The sequence below is a fragment of the Niallia sp. MER 6 genome (assembly GCF_023714395.1).
Lineage (GTDB): Bacteria > Bacillota > Bacilli > Bacillales > Cytobacillaceae > Niallia.
In genome coordinates, this window is sequence record NZ_JAMAUK010000003.1 from 110,829 (window position 1) to 132,455 (window position 21,627).

The following is a 21,627-nucleotide window of genomic DNA, read 5'->3' on the forward strand; positions in this document are numbered from 1 at the left end:
TATGTTACCTGCCTATTTATGTAAATGACTCTTTTTTGTGCATGTATTAATTAGGCATTATATTTATAATTGCAATGCCGGGATATAGGGCAAACGTATATTTTTATAGATATCAGTAAAATTCCGAACAAAAATTATAATAAATCATACAATTAACCAAAAAAGAAAATGATTAATTTGTGGGGTATATTTGAAATAAAGAAAATGGAAGGTTGGGAGATAGAATTGTTGGATTCTGTAATGAAAAGAAAGGATCTCATAAAAAATAGACCTTACTTTGTACGTATTGGTAGTAGGCAATCAAGTATACATATTAAAATCTGGGATATAGTCTAATTGTATTCCAAGTTTTTTTTTAGGTGAAAGGATTTTTGTTGCTCATTTAACAAGCTGTTTATGTTCTTTCATTTCCTTATAAAAACAACTATATAGTTGAAAAATACTGTGCTATGATAAAATCATTGGCAAATTTTACGAAAGTAAAAGACGCAAAGCCACGGGCCTAAAGCAACAGCAATGGCAGCCGGGCTGCCAGGAATCTTAAGTCCTGCATACATACAAATTACTCCTTTCTTAAGTTTGCCAAAGTTAGAATTAGGAGTGGTAACATTGGAAGTCAGGGTTGTTATTGCAGACGACTCTTTATTTATGAGAACTTACATAAAAAATCTATTAAATAACAGCAAATACAAAGTCATCGGGGAAGCATCTGACGGCTGTGAGGCTGTATCGGTATACAAAGAGCTGAAGCCGGACATCCTTATCCTCGATTTAACGATGGATTGTATGGATGGGATGACAGCATTGCAAAGGATTATGGAATTTGATTGTGCTGCAAGAATCATTATTTGTTCCGCGATGGGACAAAGCAGGAATGTTACAGCTGCTTTAAAGCATGGTGCGAAGGATTTCATCGTAAAGCCATATTTTGAACGATTCCTGCTGACATTAGATAACATATCATAGAGAAGGAGGGTGCCTTTTACGGTATCCTTCTTTTTTTATAAATTAGGGTGAGTGTCACGCTTTTTGCCATTTTTCATACAATACGTTGTAGCACTTTAACAAGAAATGGGGACTGTATGCGATGCCAACCTCCTATATGGACTATACAAAGCCTAATATCAGCTATTTTTCTGACGTTAATAGGAATCGTCTAAACACTCGAAATGCTGATAATTATATTAACCGACTAGGCAGGGATGTGTTAAACACTCTCGGTGAGGTTTCTTTATTAGATATTTACTTGAGCAGCAAAAAAGTGGTCGAACCTCATTACCATCAGAACGCTGCAGAACTTGTCTACTGTATATCTGGATCTGCAGTTGTCTCACTTATCAATCCATTTACCAATAAAGTATCCAATATTCCCATTAAACCAGGTCAAGTAGCCAACATACCCCAAGGCTGGTGGCATTGGGAAATAGCCTCGGAAGATAGAACTCATCTGCTTGCCATCTTTGACGCTCCGTACCCTGAATATATATTTGGTTCTGATATCCTTACAAAAACACCAGTCGAAGTGCTCGCTCACACGTATTGTCTCGACCCAGTCCAATTAAAAAAGATACTTGCACCATTAAAGAATGAAACGATAGTAATTGGACCAACAGACGAATGTGTCCAAACACAGCACAGTCGAAATAATGAAACTTCTTATTATAATCACGGATATTATCCCTACAGCACGCAGCAGCCATATTATTCTAATGGCCGTTATTAAAGGACACGATAGATTGGAAAAGTAATGCCTTGTCCTGCGAATTGTAGGGAAAATCAGAACTAAAGGGAAAGCGTATATCAAGCGTATAAACGATAAAAAATGCCGTCCATTTTAAGGATATACAGTCACTCCAATGCTTTTCCCCACATAATATATTCAGACTATAAAATATACCCATCCCATAGTTCATAGCTGGCAAAGGCAAGGAGGGTTACACTACTTGAAGGAGAATGAATTTACTCACAAGCCATTATTAACAAAAAGGGAAAGAGAAGTATTTGAACTGTTGGTCCAAGACAAAACGACCAAGGAAATCGCGAGTGATTTGTTCATCAGCGAAAAAACAGTTCGCAACCATATTTCTAATGCGATGCAGAAGCTGGGCGTTAAGGGGCGTTCACAGGCTGTTGTAGAACTCCTAAGAATGGGAGAACTAGAGCTATAAGCTAACGAAAGGTGACTTTATAAAAAGCTGACTAAAAGAATCCTACCAATGGGAAGGATTACTTACGGCTTTTTATGTCACCTTTCAAAGTTTTACCTGAAAAAATACATAATGAGTTGCAAAAAGTAGCTGTGTCAAAAGTACTTAAAATAACAAATCCGAATTATTATGCGATATTCTAATGAAACTTGCTCATAATAGTTTGGTTTTTTTCTGTTGGATAAAATGATTGAAGGCCTTAACGGAGTGGAGCGGAGGGTAATCGATATCTCGGCTATAAGAGAAAATTATTTATTATTCATTTTTAAAGATATATTTTGTATTGTTCAAGCCTCTTTTTAGTTGTCACAGCAATATAAAGGCATTTTAGTCTATACGTTTACGATTTGCCCAATCTAGACTATAATTATTATTAAGTAATGAGGATGATAGATAAATTGGACAGATAATAGGAGATGTAGCAATGAATGTAGAAGAAAAAAACTCAAAAGAGTATTTAGATATGATAGCAATCATTGAAAAAGATATGAGATACATTTCTGGAATCATTAAGCAGAAGGGTCGGGAAATCCTAAGTAATTATACGATTACTCCGCCTCAATTTGTTGCATTGCAATGGCTTTTTGAAGATGGGGACATGACAATCGGCGAATTATCTAATAAAATGTATCTTGCCTTCAGCACAACGACTGATTTAGTAGATCGGATGGAAAAGAACGAATTGGTGCAGCGTGTCAAAGACCCGAATGACCGCCGTGTCGTGCGCATCCATTTATTAGATGAAGGAAAAAGGCTGATTGACGAAGTAATCAAAAAAAGACAAATGTATTTACAAGAAGTGTTGGGTAATTACTCACTAGAAGAAGTTGGACATTTGAAAGACAACTTTATTAGACTACATCAAGAAATGCGGGAAAAATGAGGCGGTAAGTTTGGATAGACCAATAGGTGTTATAGATTCTGGAGTTGGCGGTTTGACTGTTGCAAAAGAAATCATGCGGCAGCTGCCAAATGAAAAGATTATTTATTTAGGTGATACAGCAAGATGTCCATATGGACCAAGATCTGGAGAAGAAGTAAAAGCATTCACATGGGAATTGACAAGATTTCTGTTGCAGAAAAACATTAAGATGCTTGTCATTGCCTGTAATACAGCAACAGCTGTTGCCCTTGACGAAATAAAGGAGCAGCTGTCCATTCCTGTCATCGGTGTGATTGTTCCCGGAGCTAGAACTGCGATTAAAGTGACGAGGAACAATTATATAGGCATGATTGGAACTATCGGTACGGTGAAAAGTAAAGCATATGAAAAGGCTCTTAAGCAAATAAACAAAAAAGTCCGCACGGAAAGTCTTGCATGCCCTAAATTCGTTCCCCTTGTGGAAAGCGGAGAGTACGATGGACCGGTAGCGAAACGCATCGTCAGACAAACGCTTGCTCCTTTTAAAGGCAGTGACATTGACACACTGATTCTTGGTTGTACACACTATCCTCTTTTAGAAAAAGTGATAAGAGAGGAAATGGGGGACAAGGTTAAGGTGATCAGCTCCGGTGCTGAGACAGCGCGGGAAGTAAGTACAATTCTTGCTCACAGTGAACAGCTGGCATCACCCCAGGAAAAGAACGAGCATGAGTTTTATACAACAGGTTCCAGCGATATCTTTGCAAGAATTGCATCAGATTGGCTCGACCAGAAAATTGAAACAGTAGAGACGATTAAACTCTCCTAAAGACTAGGCAGCTTATGCTTAGTCTTTTTTATATGGATTAAAAAAAATTTGGAGAGCTCGGTCTAAATTTAGAAATAGCTCGTATACATATTAGTACAAACTGTCTTAGGAGTGATTAATGATGTCTAAGAATAAAAAGCTAACGATTTTGTCTGCTGCATTCGTATCAACAGTTATGCTATCTGGCTGTGGCCTTTTTGGTGGAGATAGTGGAAAAGAGAGTGTCGATCCGCCGCAAGAAACTACATATACGGATAATGCGGCAGAGGAAACGGCAGCCAAGGCTGGAGAAGAAGCAACTGCAGCTGATTCCATGCCAATCGAGCTTTATTTAGTCGATAAAGATGGATTTGTTGTTCCGCAAACCTTAAATATCCCTAAAACTAACAGTGTTGCGAAGGAAAGCCTTGAGTATTTAGTGAAGGATGGTCCTGTCACAGAAATGCTGCCAAACGGCTTCCAAGGCGTGCTTCCTGCTGGCACAAGTGTTAGTGTTAATATTAAGGATAAAGTTGCTACAGTTGATTTCTCAAAAGAGTTTAATGACTACGAAGCAAGTGATGAGTCAAAAATTATGCAGTCCGTTACATGGACATTAACTCAGTTTGATACAATTGATTCCGTTAAACTGCAAGTTAATGGCAAAGAATTGAAAGAAATGCCTGTAGCTAAAACCCCGCTTCAAAGTACCTTGACAAGAGCAGACGGAATCAATATTGATACGAAAGATGTTGCCGACATCACAAACACAAAACCGCTTACGGTTTACTATGTTGGCGGAGAGACTGGCGAATACTACTATGTTCCAGTAACAAAGCGTGTTAGCAATTCAGAAGAAAATAATATTGCTGCTGCAGTAGGGGAGCTTGCGGAAGGCCCTGGAACAGGATCTGCTTTGGCAACATTTATGGAGCAAGATGTAGCGCTGTTGGATGACCCTGTTGTCACAGATGGAAAAGTTACATTAAACTTCAATGAGTCTATTTATAACAGCGCAGATGGAGAAGAAAAAACTGTTTCTGATGATCTGTTAAATTCCTTAGTGCTGTCACTGACAGAACAGGAAGGAATTGAAAGTGTCGCTATTACGGTGAACGGTGAACAAGACCTTGTTAATGAGGAAGGAAAAAGCCTCACAGAACCAGTGTCTCGTCCTGAAAAAGTTAATACTGGAAGTTTCTAATAAGAAGGCTGCGCTTATGCAGCCTTTTTTAGTTTGTAGGAACTTTTCATATATGATTGGACTGTCCTATTTTTTGATAGTAAAATGTAAGAAGAAAAATCAAGAGTTACATAATTAAAAAACGCAGCAGGAAGTGGGAGCAAAATGAAAGAAGTTATTATCGCAACAAAAAACCGAGGCAAAGCGAAAGAATTTGTGGAAATGTTTGAACCACTAGGCTACTCTGTCAAAACATTGCTTGATTACCCAGAAATAGACGATGTAGAAGAAACAGGCACTACATTCGAGGAAAATGCGGTATTAAAGGCAGAGACAGTGTCTAAGCTGTTAGGAAAGGTCGTTATTTCCGATGATTCCGGATTGATGGTTGATGCATTAGAAGGCAGACCAGGTGTCTATTCTGCTCGCTATGCAGGGGAGCAGAAAAATGACCAGGCAAATATGGATAAAGTTCTAAGAGAGTTAGAAGGAGTTCCGCATGAAAAGCGAACAGCACGCTTTTGCTGTACCTTAGCTATTGCTAATCCGGAAAACAGAACACAAACCTTCACAGGAACTTGCGAAGGCGTTATTTTAGAGGAAAAAAGAGGAGAATACGGCTTTGGCTATGATCCAATTTTCTTTGTAAAAGAAGAAGGGAAAGCAATGGCTGAATTGCCGCCAGAAAAGAAAAACAGCATCAGCCACAGAGCGAATGCACTGAAAAAACTAAAAGAACAGCTGTCAGATGTTCTTTAAGGAGAGGAATGGACAATGAAGGTTCTAATCGTCAGTGACAGCCATGGACTTGTGGACGAGCTTCAGCAACTAAAGGAAAGGCATAAGGATGAAGCAGATCTGTTTCTCCATTGCGGAGACTCAGAGCTCCCAGCTGATGACCAAGCCATCGCTGGCTATGTCGTAGTTCAAGGAAACTGCGATTATTACGCAAAATATCCAGAAGAAACAATACAAGAAGTGAACGGAAAAAAACTTTTAATGGTTCACGGCCACCTCTATGGCGTGAAATCATCTGTCAGCAGATTGCTGTACAGAGCAAAAGAGGTTGGCGCGCAAATTGCCTGCTTCGGCCACAGCCACTACCTTGGCATGGAAATGATTGAAGATGTCCTCTTCATCAATCCAGGCAGTCTTCGTCTTCCAAGAGGAAGAATGGAAAAGACATATGTCATTCTCACAGTCGAAGATAAATCATTAAAAACAGAAGTATACGATTTTAATTCAGGGCTGCTCTCTGAATTAACAGCAGAGTTCCCACTGTAAAAACTTTCTGAAGAGGAAAAAAGATAATTTTCCTCTTCAGGAAAAAAACTTTCAAAAACATGTTGACTTTATTTCGCCTAGAACATATAATAAATATTGTCCTGATGAGGACGTTAAAAAAATATTCAAAGCCATGTCCCAGTAGCTCAGCCGGATAGAGCATACGCCTTCTAAGCGTACGGTCGGGAGTTCGAATCTCTCCTGGGACGTCCTAACAAAAACCACTTATGAATTCTTTCGTAAGTGGTTTTTTGTTATAAACTCTAATATCTTTTTTTATGGTGATTTTAGTTTTAAAAAAAGATAAAGTTTCTTATGAAGCATTTATGCAATTTCAATGATCTATATCCTAAAGTAGGCTATAAAATCTTTCTATAATAACTATGCTTTAGGATTTTGTTATCTCTTTTCTCCTTTCTGTGGTTAACGACTATCTAAAGAGGTAGTAAAGTATAGAGTAAAAGCCCCTCTCGTTTGAGAGGGGCTGCTTGGTTATTTATTGTAAATTGAAGAATACAGAACTGCTTACCATTGGGTCGTATTGGAGAGTTGCTTTTTCTCCAGTTTTAACAAGACCAGCGATGTAACCTTGTTTTTCATTTCCTTTATACATTTCAAAAGAAAAATCAGGTTCTGTAGTACCTACTATATCACCGCTATAAATATCTCCGCTTTCACTTACAAAATCAAAGTACATTATGCCGTCAATTGAAAAAGGATAGTCCTCTGTCTCAGAATCAGCTACTTTCACTTTAGCATCAACAAGCACCCATTCATAACCTTCTGGAGCATCTTCGTTAAACTCATTCATTTTCTTTAGTTGACTCTGTGCTTCTTCACCACGAATAACCTTTTCGACAGATAAATCAATTGTAGTATTATAGCTATTTGATTCATCATCATATGTTGAAGTTTCAATAGTAGCAACTTCGTTTAGTTTTACTGGATTGGAGCGTGTTCCTACTTTAGACTCCTTAGTATTTTCTTCGCTAGATGCCTGTTCTGAACTACCAGACTTTGATTTAGTAGATACATTATCGTCATTACCACTAAATGCAACTGCCAAGATAATAATTAGGACAATAAGTGCAATAATTCCTAAACAACCAAATTTAAAAAACTTTTTCAAAACTTTTTCCCCCTCATATCTCTAATACAAAAACCATTTTATTAAAATAGATTCTATTTGACTATACTTTCGACAAAAATAGACAAAATGGTAAATTTAAACATAGGCAATTTGTAGGTAAATGTATGAAAATATTCATATAAAAATTAAATAAATTAGTACGTACTAGATGTATTTTAATTTGACAATTGTACGTACTAGTACTACAATCTTCAGAAAGTAAGCCCTTTCATAATTAAAGGCTCAATAATACATTGCTTGAACACTTTTAGATGTTAGCAATCACAGTGTAAGTCTATCTTATTATGAAAAGGTATATAATTTAATAGTTTTACAGAAAGAGGGAGTGTTAAAAAAATGATACAAACTCAAAAGAGCTTTTGGAACTTCGGTGGACTCTTTTTCTTTTACTTTTTTATTTGGGCGACTGTTTTTACATTTTTACCAATATGGCTTGAGGAGCAGGCAGGTTTATCTGCTACAGAATCTGGCTATGTGTTTTCTGCCATGTCATTAGTTGCACTCCTGTATCAGCCGTTCTTTGGAATCTTGTCGGACAAGCTTGTGTTCAAAAAGCATTTGTTTGCTACAGTGGCAGGTGCAGCCATTTTTATGGGTCCGTTTTTCAGTTATGTATTTATTTCTTTATTAGACTTAAATATAATTGCCGGTGCACTTCTTGGCAGCGTTTATTTAAGTTCTGTATTATATGGCGGAGTTGGTGTAATAGAATCATACATAGAAAGGGCTAGCAGGGCTAATAAGTTTGAATATGGACGTGCTCGTCTGTTTGGTTCTGTTGCTGGAGCAACGGCTACCTTCGTCTCAGGGCTTCTTTTCGTTGCACATCCTTTCAGCATCTTTTGGGTGGCATCCTTATCAGGAATTGTTCTTAGTATTCTTTTGTATACGGCGAAGATCGACAAAACAGCATCTTTTGCAGCAAAGGAATCTGCGGCAGAGCCGTTGACGAAGGAAGTCATTTTCTCTGTATTTAAGCTAAGGAACTTTTGGATGCTGGGGCTTTTCATCATCGGTACTGCATGCATGTATGATGTATTTGACCAGCAGTTTCCGAATTATTATAAGCAATTTTTTACTACACCTGCTGAAGGAACAAATGTATTCAGCAAGCTTGTTTCACTGCAGATTGGTCTTGAAGCAATCATCATGGTTTTTATGCCGATTCTTATCAATAAGATTGGTGCGAAAAATGGTTTGCTCTTGTTCGGTGCATTAACATTCATTCGTATTTTTGGCAGTGCTGTTGCAATCGGTCCTATTTCCCTATCGATTGTGCGCTTAATTGCAGCTGTTGAAATGCCATTATTGTTAATTTCCATTTTTAAATATATAACAGGTGTATTTGATATTAGACTATCAGCTACCGTATATTTACTAGCATTTAATTTTGCGAAGCAAATTTCCATTATGGTTTTTTCCAGTGTGGCAGGAGGTATGTACTCCACTATCGGCTACCAAAATACATATTATATTTTAAGTGTTGTTGTACTGGTTATTACAATTATGTCAATTTACACTTTAGAAAATGATAAGAAGCATAAAAAGATGAAGGTTTCCGACAGTTTTTCCCCAATAACTGTGAAAAAATAATTTCATAAAAAAAGCATCCATCGGGTGCTTTTTTTATCTTTTGGATAAGGGTGTCAAGAAATACAAAAACCAAACAGCATGGTTTTGTTCATCCATCGCTGCCCTTTTAAATGATTCTTTAATAAAATTATTATTTGTGCTGTCAGAGATTTCTAAATAAAAATCGACAGCTTCTTGTTCGTCTACAAAGGCAGAATTAACTCCTGCTTGATAATTTTGCGGGCAGGCTTCTGTAATGGCAGCTGAGTGCTTTTGACCAGTGAGCTCGGTGTAAATATAGGAGAACATATTATAATGGTTGATTTCGTCTCTGCGTATCTCGTTAATTATCTTTCTTTCTCGTTTAGTTGGTGCTAATGATTCTAATTGTTTGTAACAGTGAATAGCGGCATACTCCTCATCTATTGCCTTTGCAATTTTTGCGGCGAGCTCTTTGCTACGCTGTTGAAATGATGCATAGTCATAGTATAAATGCACAATTAATCATCTCCTTGCTTCGTTATAGGTTACTATATGCCGTCTGGGGATTAAGGAAACATGTCCGATTCTTAAAAGGGGAACCTCATAAGTAACGAGGAATATTGTTCAGGGGGGCGATCGAAGTCTATTTCGCTGTTTTTAAAACTCGTACTAGCTTTACATCAGGATTCTTTCGCTGCTTCTGCACCTTTTTAATTCCTTCTGTACCAACCATACTGCCAATCATGCTGATGATTATACTCGAACACATCCATTGCAAGGCATAATAAATGCCAGAACCGACTATTATATCGAGAATCATAATTCTTTTAATCACAGACCCTTCTATTACAACAACAAGAAATACCTGTTCCTTTTTTTTAGCCAATTGCGTCACTCCTTCCCGTTTAGATTATGTGCTGTACTGCTTGGCTTATTCAAAATAAAAAATCACTTCATCTAATGAGTGACTTTTGATTCAACCTATTTATTGGGCGGAAATTTATCTAAGAACTCATTTTTTAATCTATTGTTGATTATTTTTTGTAAATTTATAACAGGGGATAAGAGATATAGATGGAATATATAGACAAGAACTTTTTTAAAAGTTATAGAGAATGGTGGGGGAAATCATGAAAATAAAGACATCTAGGCTGCTAATCCGCGAGTTTAACGATAATGACTGGCAGGATGTATTTCGTTATACTTCCAACAGTAATGTAATGCATTATATCCCAGAAGGTGTGATGACGGAAGAGAAAACAAAACAATTTGTGCGGAAAAATCAAGGTCAGTCTGCTGAATATTTTCCTGTCATATTAGCTGTGGAAAATAAGCTGATTGGTCATCTCGGTTTTTTTAAGTACTTCGGCAATCATACCTATGAAATCGGCTGGGTGTTCCATCCTGATTACTGTAACAAGGGCTATGCTTCAGAAGCGGCCAAGGCTATGATTGGATACGGATTTGAACATATGCAGCTTCATCGGATTATCGCCACATGTCAGCCAGAAAATATTGCTTCCTTTAAAGTGATGGAGAAGATTGGCATGCGCAGAGAAGGATATTTTAAAAAATGCATTCCGGCAGGGGAAAACTGGTGGGATGAATACTATTATGCGATATTAAGCGAAGAATGGAAATGAATCAGATTAACCTGTATGTTCAAAGGGGTTGCATAAGCAAACGTATAATCGGCATATTAACCCCTGAACTATGCGCAGCCAAGTTTTACTCTTTGTTGCGCATCAAATAATAAATAAGCAGCTTCTGTGTATTGTTCTTAAGGTTTGTATTATAAAAGCGGTGTGGTTCATGATATCCCCTGCAGTAAAAATCATATTCTGTAGCAAATCCGTCATTTTTGCCCCGTTGTACTCTCAATTGATTCCTTTTCATATCCTCCTTGATTACTTTCAAGTCGGCTTGCACCTTCAGCATCGTATGTTCAATCAGATTCAAATAAACATTTTTGATTTTAAAAGAAGTACCCTCTATTTTTTTGCGATCATATTCCAATACAGATAATACAAGGGCAAGATGTACGGATTGGCTGATTAATCTTCGATCTGAATCAAGTATTGCTGTCATGTCCCTAATCTCCTATTCCGCTCTCTTGCTTGAGAGGAGACTAGCAAATGGCACAAAATGAATATGATGCTCTTTATCCTTAATCCGCAGCTCTTTTTTTAGATAATCAATAAAAACAGTCGTTCCATATAGCGAATGAATGGAGTCAGCGAATGTTAGCTTGTATTCAAGCGTCCAGTTATACTCCATTGCTTCATGTATGAGCATGTCGATGTCTGCTGGGAAACCTCCGTCTGTTTCTGCGCTATTCTCAGTATCCTCCTTTTCCGGCAGTTGCCGAGTAATCATTGCAGTCCATTTCATTCTTCCTTTGTCTTTAATCAAGTTATCCATCTCCTTTTGCTCTAAGTAAAATATACCAGAACAAATGTTCTTTATCAAGGTTGATTTGGAACGTTTGTTCGTATATAATATATGCAAGAAGGGAGTGAATTATTAGATGAATCGTCAATTGGAAAGAGCGTTAAAGGAAAACAAAGAAATTGAAATTATTTATATGAGCGGCAATGAAATCTTCTCTAAAAGGACCATTCTTGTTCGGGAAGTGAAGGGTAACTATATTAAAGCCTTTTGTCTGCACAGAAAACAGCCTAGAATTTTTAAACTGGATTCAATTCTCGCAGCTTCTTATCCAGGAATGAGAGGAAGGAAAAATGCATAAAAAACCCTGTAATAGGGATTTAACGTTTTCTTGCTATCCGGGATGCCGGTTAATCTTCTCAACGCCGACGTGAAGATAAAAGGATATTTACGCTAGGTGATGCAAGGAGAATAACAGCGACTTCCTCTCCAAAATAACATTGCAGAAGTTTTAATAGAAGTTTCGCCGATTCCAACCTTTTTAAATCAGTAAGATTGCAGCAATAGCTGAAATCTGTCACCGCATGTGCTACTCCTACACTATTTTTTCCACTTCAAGCAATCAACAAAATATTCGCATGTTTAATTTGCTGATCGTATAAGGCCAACGTACCAGAAAACTTGTGAAAGCTGTAATAGGAGTTATGGCCTCATTTAATTATTTCATCGTTTTTACTGTTGTCATTTTATAGTGAAAGCACTAATTAGCAAGGCAAAGTACTCCTTGATTAGCTATCCTTTAAGAAATTCTAAAATCCTTATTCCAATATAACTTTGCATTCTTTTCCTCTTTAAACTGCTAATTTCTGTGGAGGTGATAGATATTGTATGACGCAGTGCTTTTGTTACATCATTTGTTAGTTTTCCTAAAAAAGGAGCTTCGTCTATAATTGTTAAAATGGAAAAATAAACTAGTGTAAACGGTTAAGAAATGGTGAATTGGATATATTGAAGATATAACCCTATCGTTTTTGTAAAAAAGTTCACAAATTGTTCATAAAAAAGTTGCAAACGCTTACTAATTTTAGTGTATACTATACATATAGTAAATTCTAACTATGATAATTATTTGTGAAAATAGATGAAACAGATAGGAGTATAAGGCAAAGGAGGAGAAGCAATGATCTTAAAGGAGCTGGCAAGAAATCGTCAACTAGTCATTAACTACTATAAAAATGGTCTTTTGCAGACATGCAAAGGCAATGTAGAAATGCTGAATCTGCATGAGCAGACAATTGGCTTAAAAGATGAAAAGGAAAATATCCTGCAGATAAAGCTATCATGGATACATGACATTACACCGACAGCAGGTTGAATACACATATTTTTGCAACCGCTTTCCTCCTGGAGGGGCGGTTCTTTTGTAAAAAACCTGTTAGGAAATCTGACAAGATAATATACAGCACTCTCATTATCGTATTATAATGAATTCTCCATAATCAAAAATGGCAGGCTAAGAAGAGTAAGAATAAGTAAGAATAGAACAAAGTATTCGGAATAAAAAATTTTTTGTAATTTTCCAAAGTACAGGCATCATTTATTTATCAATATTGTAAGCGTTTACTGAGTATTATTTTTTGTTTGAATTATCGAACAATTCTTAAAAAGGGTGTTGACTCTTGTTTCAAATCGGCGTAAGATAACCTCAACAAAAGCAAAACGGAGCTGATAAATACAGCTTTGAACTTTGTTGAAACCATTTGAAATGCTGTTTAAGAAAAATCCTAATAGCCTAAATAAAAGATAATGAAAAATACGATGATGAGGATAAGTAGTTTCTAATTTTGGGATTCCACAGAGAGCCGGTGGTTGCTGAGAACCGGTGAAGCCGATTAGAAATGAACTCACCTCTGAGTGTTAGCTTGAAACACAAAGTGAAGTAGAGCTGACCGAGTGACACGCCACTCGTTACCAAAAACGAACGAACTGTTCATTGAGTGCATACATGTGTTTCATGTATGAATGAGGGTGGTACCGTGGAAAGCTGAAATGGCCTTTTCACCCCTTTGTCTACTTATAAAGTATACATTGGGGGTGTGAAGGCTTTTTTTATGATATAGGTCTATTTTAGCTGTTGTAACATTGTAATCGCGCTGTTTGATCATTGGAGAAAAGGAACCACTTTAATAAGGAGGTTATATTGATGATACAGAAAACCGCCTTTGAAGAGACGAAGGCTAAAACGAAGCCATTAACTGGGGCAGATCTTTTGCTGCAAGCTTTGGAAAAAGAAAATGTGGAATGTATTTTTGGCTATCCAGGAGGAGCAGTACTTCCTATTTATGACAAAATTTATGACTCGAAAATATTTCATGTTCTTCCTAGACATGAACAAGGCGGAATACACGCAGCCGAAGGCTATGCACGTATCTCTGGAAAACCAGGTGTTGTGATTGCTACATCAGGACCTGGTGCTACAAATATAGTAACAGGCCTTGCTGATGCAATGATGGATTCGTTGCCACTCGTTGTTTTTACAGGACAGGTAGCTACAGGAGTAATCGGGACAGATGCTTTCCAAGAAGCAGATATTCTTGGGATAACAACACCGATTACAAAATATAATTGCCAAATCAGAAACTTGGAAGACATTCCGAAGATTGTAAAGGAAGCTTTTTATATCGCAACAAGCGGAAGACCAGGTCCAGTGCTTATCGATGTGCCGAAAGACATTGCTGCAACTGTGGCCGAGGAACCGAGGGAGCAGGAAGTGGACTTGCCGGGTTATCAGCCTACAACAAAGCCGAATTATCTGCAAATCCGAAAGCTGACTGAGGCTGTCAGTTCAGCAAAAAAACCAGTTATCCTAGCTGGCGCAGGTGTTATCTTTTCTAAGGCGTCAGAAGAGCTAAAAAGCTATGCTGAGCAGCAGCAAATACCGGTTGTTCACACATTGCTTGGCTTAGGAGGGCTGCCTGCTGATAATTCCTTGTTTGTTGGAATGGGTGGAATGCATGGCTGTTATGCAGCAAACATGGCTTTATATGAGTGTGACTTGCTCATAAATGTCGGTGCGAGATTTGATGACCGTTTAACGGGTAACTTGCAGCATTTTGCACCAAATGCAATCAAGGCCCATATTGATATTGATCCAGCTGAAATTGGCAAAATCATCCCGACAAAAATACCTGTTGTTGCAGATGCAAAAGAGGCTTTAACAGAGCTGATCAGCCAAAATGGTAAGCAATCCGAGCATAAAGACTGGTTAGAAAAGATTGAAAATTGGAAAAAAGACTATCCTTATTATTACGAAAATTCCGACAAGTTGAAACCACAGCAGGTGCTTGAACTTCTTCATGAGAAAACAAACGGCGAGGCAATTGTAACAACAGATGTTGGCCAGCATCAAATGTGGGCAGCTCAGTACTACCGCTTTAAAGACCCTAACAAATGGGTAACTTCAGGCGGACTAGGAACAATGGGCTTCGGATTGCCGTCAAGTATCGGCGCGCAAATTGCCGATAAGGATGCAACAGTCCTTTCAATCAGCGGTGACGGCGGCTTTCAAATGTGCAGTCAGGAATTGGCTCTTATTAGGGAGTTGAATTTGCCAATCAAAATTATCATTTTCAATAACCAGGCATTAGGAATGGTAAGACAATGGCAGGAGTTCTTTTATGAATCACGATTCTCTCACAGTAAAGAATCAGTTCAGCCATCCTTTGTTAAGCTTGCTGAAGCATATGGAATTAAAGGGTATCAAATTTCGAATGTGGAGGATGCTGACAAGATATTGGATGAAGTGCTTCATGACAGGGAGCCGGTTGTTTTAGACTTCCGCATTGATCCAAATGAAAATGTTTATCCAATGATTGCTCCAGGCAAAGGTTTACACGAAATGGTAGGGATGAAGCCATGAAAAGAATAATCAGTTTAACAGTGCTGAATAAATCAGGTGTTTTAAACCGGATTACTAATCTATTTTCGAAGAGAAACTATAATATTGAAAGTATTTCTGTGGGTCATACAGAGCAGGAAGGCGTCTCAAGAATCACATGTGTTGTGCATGTTGATAGTGAAGGAGTCATTGAACAGGTGACGAAACAGCTCAACAAACAAGTCGATATTTTAAAGGTCGTTGATATTACAGACCAGGCTATCGTTGAAAGGGAGCTTGCGCTAATTAAGGTGCTTGCGACGCCTTCAACACGAAATGAGCTTTACTCCTTGATTGAACCTTTCCGGGCATCTGTAATTGATGTGAGCAAAGAGAGCCTTGTCATCCAGATAACCGGCGAATCATCAAAGGTTGAAGCATTCATTGAGTTGATAAGACCATATGGAATTAAAGAAATTGCCAGAACAGGAACAACGGCATTCCCTCGTGGTTCTCAGAAAAACACTAGTCAAAGAAACCATTACTCTATTGTTTAATTAAATTTATATAAAAACAAATCTACTAATAAGGGAGAAATTTAAAATGGCGAAAATGTACTATAACGGAGATGCAAGCTTAGGATATTTTGAAGGAAAAACAGTTGCTGTAATTGGATATGGATCCCAAGGCCATGCACATGCTTTAAATATGAAGGACAGCGGAGTAAATGTTATCATCGGCTTACGACAAGGAAAATCATGGGATAAAGCAGCAGAGGACGGCTTTGATGTATATTCAGTAGGCGAAGCGACAGCAAAAGCGGATGTTGTTATGATTTTGCTTCCAGATGAGCAGCAAACAAAGGTTTATAATGAAGAAATTAAACCGAACTTAACAAATCAAGCATTGATGTTTGCACACGGCTTCAATATTCATTTCAGCCAAATCGTACCGCCATCTTCCAGCGATGTATTGTTGGTAGCGCCAAAAGGCCCAGGTCACTTAGTAAGAAGAACGTTTGAACAAGAAGCTGGAGTACCTGCATTATTTGCCATCTACCAAGATGTAACTGGTGAAGCTAGAGAGCTTGCATTAGCTTACGCAAAAGCAATCGGATCATTGCGCGCTGGAGCTTTGGAAACAACATTTAAAGAAGAAACAGAAACAGATTTGTTTGGTGAGCAAGCAGTATTATGCGGTGGTTTGACTGCACTAGTAAAAGCTGGTTTCGAAACATTGGTAGAAGCTGGTTACCAGCCTGAATTAGCATACTTTGAGTGTTTACACGAGCTGAAATTGATTGTTGACTTGATGTATGAAGATGGAATGGCTGGAATGAGATACTCTATCTCAGATACTGCACAATGGGGCGATTTTGTTACAGGACCAAGAATCGTGACAGAAGATGTGAAGAAAGAAATGAAAGCTGTATTGACAGACATCCAAGAAGGGAAGTTTGCAAAAGGCTGGATCTTAGAAAACCAAGCGAACAGACCGGAGTTTAATGCAATTAATGCTAGAGAAAGCGAGCATTTGATTGAGAAAGTCGGCAAAGAACTTCGTTCAATGATGCCGTTTGTAAAAAGCTCACGTAAAAAAGAAGTGGTTGGCAGCGGCCAAAAGTAAAACCTAAATTTATACTGGTTTTGCTCTAAGTTGAGCATAAACAAAGACGGTGCAGGGTTCATTCCCTGGACCGTTCTCTACAAAAAAACAAACACTGGCTGTTCATCCATGGGCTAGGAGGTCGCAATAAATGAAGAAGAAAATTGCCGTATTGCCGGGAGATGGTATCGGACCAGAGATCATCCAAGGTGCAATTGACGTCTTGCAACTAATAGAAGAAAAATTTGGTCACTCATTTGAGTATGAATATGCTAATATTGGCGGCTGTGCCTTTGAACAAGAAGGAACTCCGTTGTCAGACGCAACGATTTCCCTCTGCAAATCTAGTGATGCCATTATGCTTGGAGCAGTTGGTGGTCCGAAGTGGGATAATCTCCCTGTTTCCCAAAGACCAGAACAAGGTCTGCTTCGCATCAGGAAAGAGCTGAACCTTTTTGCTAATTTAAGACCAACTAAATATTTTGAGAGTTTAGCAGCTGCTTCTCCGCTGCGCCAGGATGTCATTGAAAATGTTGACTTAATCATGGTTAGAGAACTGACTGGCGGTATTTATTTTGGTACTCCTAGTGAAAGAAGCTCAATTAACGGAGAACCAGGAGCTGTTGATACACTCCTTTATACAAAAGAAGAAATCGACCGCGTTTTAGAAAAGGCATTTGAAATAGCGAAAACTAGATCTAAAAAGGTTACCTCTGTTGATAAGGCAAACGTGCTAGAGTCAAGCAGACTTTGGAGAGAGTGTGCGAATGAGATGGCAGCGAAATATCCTGAAATTAAGCTTGAGCATATGCTCGTAGATAATGCAGCGATGCAGCTTATCAGCAATCCAAGACAGTTCGATGTAGTAGTCACGGAAAATATGTTTGGAGATATATTAAGTGATGAGGCAAGTGTGTTGACAGGATCATTGGGAATGCTTGCATCTGCGAGTATTTCACAAGCTGGTCCATCCCTTTATGAACCAATTCACGGTTCGGCTCCGGATATCGCTGGACAGAATATTGCTAATCCCTTGGCAACCATCTTGTCTGCAGCAATGATGCTCCGTCTGTCTTTTCATATGGAGCAGGAAGCGCAGGCTATCGAAGATGCAGTAGACCAAGTGCTGACACAAGGCTACCGGACGAAGGATATTCTATCTGCAGATACTACATTGCTTACTACTTCACAAATGGTGGAGCAAGTAAAAGCGGAAATTATCAAAACCCTACAAACAGTTGAAGTAAGATAAATAGAGAGAATGGTAAGAAAATTGGAGAGATACAAAGGATAATATTATATAGAAGAAAAAAGTCGAAAGAAAGGGGAGGACCATAATGGGCAAGTCCATTATTGAAAAAATCTGGGAAAAGCATATTGTTCATCGGGAAGAGGGAAAACCGGATCTGCTGTACATCGATCTTCATTTAGTGCATGAAGTGACATCACCACAGGCATTTTCAGGGCTTAGGATGAAAAACCGCAAAGTCCGCAGACCAGATCGCACCTTTGCTACAATGGACCATAATGTTCCAACAATCAATCGCTTTAAAGTGGATGATGAAGTAGCATTGAATCAAATGACAACATTGGAAAAGAACTGCCTTGAATTTAATGTTCCCTTGGCAAACTTGGAGAGTCCCGAACAAGGTATTGTCCATGTCATTGGTCCAGAGTTAGGACTTACACAGCCAGGAAAAACGATTGTTTGCGGTGACAGCCATACATCAACACATGGTGCATTCGGTGCATTAGCATTCGGAATTGGCACAAGTGAGGTAGAGCATGTATTGGCGACACAAACTTTATGGCAAACAAAGCCGAAAACTCTAAAAGTAGAAGTGAACGGTAAATTGGCTGAAGGTGTTAACGCTAAGGATGTCATTTTGTATGTTCTTTCCAAGCATGGAGTAAACTTTGGAACAGGTCATGTTATTGAATACACTGGTGAGGTTATCAGAAATTTAAGCATGGAAGAAAGAATGACTATTTGCAATATGTCCATTGAAGGCGGAGCAAGAGCTGGGTTGGTTTGTCCGGACGAAACAACATTCAGCTATTTGCGAGGCAGAAAATATGCTCCTGAAAACTTTGAAGAGGCAGTAAAAGCGTGGGAGGAAATTGTGTCAGATGAAGATGCTGTTTATGATCATGTCATTGAAATAGACGGCAGTGATATCGCACCAATGGTCAGCTGGGGAACAAACCCGTCTATGACAGCGAAAGTTGATGACAGAATTCCGACAGAGAATGATTTTGCAGATGAAACAGACCGCCGTGCTTTAAAGAGTGCCCTTCACTATATGGGACTTAAAGAAGGACAAAACATTAAAGATATTGCAATCCAGCATGTTTTCATCGGTTCCTGCACAAATTCTAGAATTGAAGACCTACGTCAGGCAGCAAGTGTAATTAGCGGTCAAAAGGTGCATCCAGGTGTCCGTGCATTAGTCGTACCAGGTTCACAGCAAGTAAAGAAGAAAGCAGAAGAAGAGGGTCTGGATAAAATCTTTACAGAAGCAGGTTTCGAATGGCGAGATGCAGGCTGCAGTATGTGCTTAAGTATGAATAATGATGTTGTCCCAAGTGGAGAGCATTGCGCATCTACCTCTAACCGTAATTTTGAAGGACGACAAGGAGCAGGAGCAAGAACACATCTGGTCAGTCCGGCAATGGCAGCGGCAGCAGCGTTGAATGGACGTTTTGTCGATATAAGAAAAGGCAATGTAGCAGAACTTGTATAAGGAAAAAGGAGGGACGTCCCATGGGCGGTTTTAAGAAATTGGCCGGAAAGGCCGTGGCGATGGATCGTGTAAATGTGGACACAGATCAAATCATCCCTAAACAATTCTTAAAAAGAATTGAAAAAACTGGATTTGGACGCTTTGCTTTCTTTGACTGGCGTTATAAGGAAAATGGTGAACCGAATCCTGAATTTGAGTTGAATTTCCCTGAAAATCAAGGGGCGACTATTTTGGTTGCAAACAAGAACTTCGGCTGCGGATCTTCTAGGGAGCATGCTCCATGGGCGTTGAATGACTACGGCTTCCAAGCTGTAATTGCACCGTCATTTGCCGATATTTTTTATCAGAATTGCTTGAAGAACGGCATGCTGCCTATAGTGCTCGAAGCAGGTGAAGTAGAATACTTGTTAAAGGCGGCAGCGCATCAGCCATATACCCTTCATATAAATTTAGAAGCAGAACAGGTAGAGGATGAGAGCGGCTTTACCGCTAAATTTTCCATTCATCCATACTGGAAGAAAATGCTGATTAATGGCTGGGATGAAATCCAAATTACTTTGCAGTATGAGGATAGTATTACAACATATGAAAACAACATTAATACATTTGAATTAGCGAAATAACAGAAAAAGAGTTTTCGAACGGTGGATGCTTGATATTGCAGAGATGGAGCTGCATGCAGAATCAAGGTATTTACACCGCAGGAAGCTCCTTTTTCTTTTTTGGAATCTTTAGGCAATGTTGCAATAAAAACCGCAACCATGCTAAACTAGCAAAAAATAGAATAATTAGGGTGTTATGACATGAAGAAACGGGATTTGACCAAAAAAGGCAATATCATCCTTTTCCCTGATTTGGACCAACGTTATTTAGAAAAAGGTTTGGAAGCTGTTCAAGACAGAGATTTCCAGGAGGCTGTTTCCTTCTTAGAGAAGGCAATGGAAATCAATCCTGATAACAGTGAGATAAAAACAGGGCTTGTTTTAAGCTATTATGAGCTGGGCATGCTGCGGGAATCCAAACTAATGGCGAAAAGCATGCTAGAGGAAGGGCAGGGCGATTACCTGCAAGTATTGGATCTATATATGATGATTCTTGTTCAGCTCCATGAATATGATGAGATTGTCTCGACTATTGAAATACTGCTTGAGGACGGACATATCCCAGCCGGAAAAATGGAGCATTTCTCTAAACTTCTCGATTTCAGCAGAAGGATGGCAGCATTAAGCGACACAGCTGAAGAGGAGTATGTATTTGAGGACATAGGCACAGACAAGCTTGAACTGTCTGCCATTCATGATCAGAATGAGATGATGCTGCTTGCAGCCAAATTAGAGAAGGCAAATATACGGCCATACATAGAAGAAATAAATGAATACTTGGAAAATCTTGAAGCAAACCCATTTTTCCAGTCTATGCTTTTAAATATCCTGAAAGAGCAGGAGTATGACAAACCGATATGTATAAGGAAATTGGGCAGAGAGATGACTGTTGTCCCTGAAAGTTTGGACGATATCCGTTTCCATAAGCAAGCTGTTGACATCAAGAGTGTTCTAAAAGACCAGCTTGAGCATGAGAATCCAGTAATGCTCGAGAATATTAACGCATTGCTTGAACGTCACTTCTTCCTGCTTTTTCCGTTCACACTTGAAGGGAAAACGAGTGCTGTATGGGCAGCTGCCTACCATTCTATCGTTCAAGAGTACTATGGAATGGGTGCTGAAATGGGAGAGGATTTACCTACTCTTTATCATGTTTCTTTTGATGAAGTGGAAGATGCAAAAGCGCTAATTAATAGATTAGAGGAAATTTCTTATCCTAATATGTAGCTTGGATGTTGAAACAACATGAACGTATGATATAATGTAATGGTTGCATTCTTAAAATGCGAGCGTGTATAACATTAGTAGATACCTGCTTTTAGTTATATAGAGCTGACATCTGCCGAGTTATTCGGAGATGTTC

24 protein-coding genes, 1 tRNA gene, 1 riboswitch and 1 other annotated feature are annotated in these 21,627 nt (G+C 38.7%); of the genes, 20 read left to right on the top strand and 5 right to left on the bottom strand.

From position 1 onward, the window contains the following. Nucleotides 1–453 precede the first annotated feature (453 nt). A riboswitch (cyclic di-GMP riboswitch) is annotated at nucleotides 454–536 on the top strand. A 73-nt stretch (nucleotides 537–609) separates the two neighbouring features. From M3600_RS05195 to M3600_RS05235, 9 genes are all read left to right on the top strand, one after another. Next, nucleotides 610–966, top strand: coding sequence for a response regulator (locus tag M3600_RS05195; protein WP_251644869.1), 357 nt, complete (start codon nucleotides 610–612; stop codon nucleotides 964–966). A gap of 121 nt (nucleotides 967–1,087) precedes the next feature. Continuing rightward, on the top strand, nucleotides 1,088–1,723 hold the full coding sequence (locus M3600_RS05200; RefSeq protein ID WP_233318275.1) for a cupin domain-containing protein: 636 nt from the start codon (nucleotides 1,088–1,090) through the stop codon (nucleotides 1,721–1,723). A gap of 220 nt (nucleotides 1,724–1,943) precedes the next feature. Then, nucleotides 1,944–2,168, top strand: a complete 225-nt coding sequence (gene gerE, locus M3600_RS05205) for a spore germination transcription factor GerE (protein WP_016201768.1) — start codon at nucleotides 1,944–1,946, stop codon at nucleotides 2,166–2,168. Between the two features lie 463 nt (nucleotides 2,169–2,631). Further along, nucleotides 2,632–3,090, top strand: a complete 459-nt coding sequence (locus tag M3600_RS05210; RefSeq protein ID WP_233318277.1) for a MarR family winged helix-turn-helix transcriptional regulator — start codon at nucleotides 2,632–2,634, stop codon at nucleotides 3,088–3,090. Between the two features lie 10 nt (nucleotides 3,091–3,100). After that, the gene (racE, locus tag M3600_RS05215; RefSeq protein WP_251644870.1) at nucleotides 3,101–3,898 is read left to right on the top strand and encodes a glutamate racemase; all 798 of its coding nucleotides are present in this window, start codon (nucleotides 3,101–3,103) and stop codon (nucleotides 3,896–3,898) included. 121 nt (nucleotides 3,899–4,019) lie between these two features. Next, nucleotides 4,020–5,081, top strand: coding sequence for a GerMN domain-containing protein (locus M3600_RS05220; RefSeq protein ID WP_237942331.1), 1,062 nt, complete (start codon nucleotides 4,020–4,022; stop codon nucleotides 5,079–5,081). A gap of 144 nt (nucleotides 5,082–5,225) precedes the next feature. Then, the gene (locus M3600_RS05225) at nucleotides 5,226–5,819 is read left to right on the top strand and encodes an XTP/dITP diphosphatase (RefSeq protein WP_233318281.1); all 594 of its coding nucleotides are present in this window, start codon (nucleotides 5,226–5,228) and stop codon (nucleotides 5,817–5,819) included. A gap of 15 nt (nucleotides 5,820–5,834) precedes the next feature. Further along, complete coding sequence (locus M3600_RS05230) at nucleotides 5,835–6,344, top strand: metallophosphoesterase family protein (RefSeq protein WP_237941780.1); 510 nt, start codon at nucleotides 5,835–5,837, stop codon at nucleotides 6,342–6,344. Between the two features lie 135 nt (nucleotides 6,345–6,479). After that, a tRNA-Arg gene (locus tag M3600_RS05235) sits at nucleotides 6,480–6,553 on the top strand. Between the two features lie 287 nt (nucleotides 6,554–6,840). Here M3600_RS05235 and M3600_RS05240 read toward each other — a convergent pair. Continuing rightward, on the bottom strand, nucleotides 6,841–7,473 hold the full coding sequence (locus M3600_RS05240; RefSeq protein WP_233318284.1) for a hypothetical protein: 633 nt from the start codon (nucleotides 7,471–7,473) through the stop codon (nucleotides 6,841–6,843). Nucleotides 7,474–7,830: 357 nt separating this feature from the next. Between M3600_RS05240 and M3600_RS05245 the strand changes: the two genes are divergently transcribed. Further along, nucleotides 7,831–9,087, top strand: a complete 1,257-nt coding sequence (locus tag M3600_RS05245) for an oligosaccharide MFS transporter (RefSeq protein ID WP_251644871.1) — start codon at nucleotides 7,831–7,833, stop codon at nucleotides 9,085–9,087. A 33-nt stretch (nucleotides 9,088–9,120) separates the two neighbouring features. Here M3600_RS05245 and M3600_RS29165 read toward each other — a convergent pair whose 3' ends face one another. Further along, nucleotides 9,121–9,564, bottom strand: coding sequence for a ferritin-like domain-containing protein (locus tag M3600_RS29165; RefSeq protein ID WP_251644872.1), 444 nt, complete (start codon nucleotides 9,562–9,564; stop codon nucleotides 9,121–9,123). A gap of 127 nt (nucleotides 9,565–9,691) precedes the next feature. Beyond that, a complete protein-coding gene (locus tag M3600_RS05255; protein ID WP_233318290.1) occupies nucleotides 9,692–9,934 on the bottom strand; it encodes a hypothetical protein in 243 nt (80 codons plus the stop codon). A 244-nt stretch (nucleotides 9,935–10,178) separates the two neighbouring features. On the opposite strand from M3600_RS05255, the gene M3600_RS05260 reads away from it, so the two are divergent. Next, nucleotides 10,179–10,691, top strand: coding sequence for a GNAT family N-acetyltransferase (locus M3600_RS05260; protein WP_251644873.1), 513 nt, complete (start codon nucleotides 10,179–10,181; stop codon nucleotides 10,689–10,691). Nucleotides 10,692–10,776: 85 nt separating this feature from the next. Here the strand turns inward: M3600_RS05260 and M3600_RS05265 are convergent, their stop codons facing one another. Together M3600_RS05265 and M3600_RS05270 are read right to left on the bottom strand one after the other, a co-directional pair. After that, complete coding sequence (locus tag M3600_RS05265; RefSeq protein ID WP_233318295.1) at nucleotides 10,777–11,136, bottom strand: YhjD family protein; 360 nt, start codon at nucleotides 11,134–11,136, stop codon at nucleotides 10,777–10,779. A 12-nt stretch (nucleotides 11,137–11,148) separates the two neighbouring features. Next, on the bottom strand, nucleotides 11,149–11,460 hold the full coding sequence (locus M3600_RS05270; protein WP_233318297.1) for a YolD-like family protein: 312 nt from the start codon (nucleotides 11,458–11,460) through the stop codon (nucleotides 11,149–11,151). 115 nt (nucleotides 11,461–11,575) lie between these two features. Between M3600_RS05270 and M3600_RS05275 the strand changes: the two genes are divergently transcribed. The 9 genes from M3600_RS05275 (at nucleotide 11,576) to M3600_RS05315 (ending at nucleotide 21,491) form a co-directional block, all read left to right on the top strand. Then, complete coding sequence (locus tag M3600_RS05275) at nucleotides 11,576–11,797, top strand: WYL domain-containing protein (protein WP_233318299.1); 222 nt, start codon at nucleotides 11,576–11,578, stop codon at nucleotides 11,795–11,797. Nucleotides 11,798–12,616: 819 nt separating this feature from the next. Next, on the top strand, nucleotides 12,617–12,811 hold the full coding sequence (locus M3600_RS05280; RefSeq protein WP_233318300.1) for a YolD-like family protein: 195 nt from the start codon (nucleotides 12,617–12,619) through the stop codon (nucleotides 12,809–12,811). A 434-nt stretch (nucleotides 12,812–13,245) separates the two neighbouring features. After that, nucleotides 13,246–13,505 (top strand) — a binding site (T-box leader). 134 nt (nucleotides 13,506–13,639) lie between these two features. Continuing rightward, entirely contained in the window at nucleotides 13,640–15,355 is a 1,716-nt protein-coding gene (ilvB, locus tag M3600_RS05285) for an acetolactate synthase large subunit (RefSeq protein ID WP_233318302.1), read from the top strand. Then, the gene (gene ilvN, locus M3600_RS05290; protein WP_233318311.1) at nucleotides 15,352–15,870 is read left to right on the top strand and encodes an acetolactate synthase small subunit; all 519 of its coding nucleotides are present in this window, start codon (nucleotides 15,352–15,354) and stop codon (nucleotides 15,868–15,870) included. Before ilvB ends, ilvN begins: the two co-directional genes overlap by 4 nt. Nucleotides 15,871–15,916: 46 nt before the next feature. Then, nucleotides 15,917–16,939, top strand: coding sequence for a ketol-acid reductoisomerase (gene ilvC, locus M3600_RS05295; RefSeq protein ID WP_233318313.1), 1,023 nt, complete (start codon nucleotides 15,917–15,919; stop codon nucleotides 16,937–16,939). Between the two features lie 130 nt (nucleotides 16,940–17,069). After that, a complete protein-coding gene (leuB, locus tag M3600_RS05300) occupies nucleotides 17,070–18,170 on the top strand; it encodes a 3-isopropylmalate dehydrogenase (protein WP_251644874.1) in 1,101 nt (366 codons plus the stop codon). An 85-nt stretch (nucleotides 18,171–18,255) separates the two neighbouring features. Further along, the gene (gene leuC / locus M3600_RS05305) at nucleotides 18,256–19,662 is read left to right on the top strand and encodes a 3-isopropylmalate dehydratase large subunit (RefSeq protein ID WP_233318317.1); all 1,407 of its coding nucleotides are present in this window, start codon (nucleotides 18,256–18,258) and stop codon (nucleotides 19,660–19,662) included. Between the two features lie 20 nt (nucleotides 19,663–19,682). Then, nucleotides 19,683–20,285, top strand: coding sequence for a 3-isopropylmalate dehydratase small subunit (gene leuD, locus M3600_RS05310; RefSeq protein ID WP_251644875.1), 603 nt, complete (start codon nucleotides 19,683–19,685; stop codon nucleotides 20,283–20,285). 180 nt (nucleotides 20,286–20,465) lie between these two features. Next, nucleotides 20,466–21,491, top strand: a complete 1,026-nt coding sequence (locus tag M3600_RS05315) for a tetratricopeptide repeat protein (RefSeq protein ID WP_251644876.1) — start codon at nucleotides 20,466–20,468, stop codon at nucleotides 21,489–21,491. Nucleotides 21,492–21,627 lie beyond the last annotated feature (136 nt).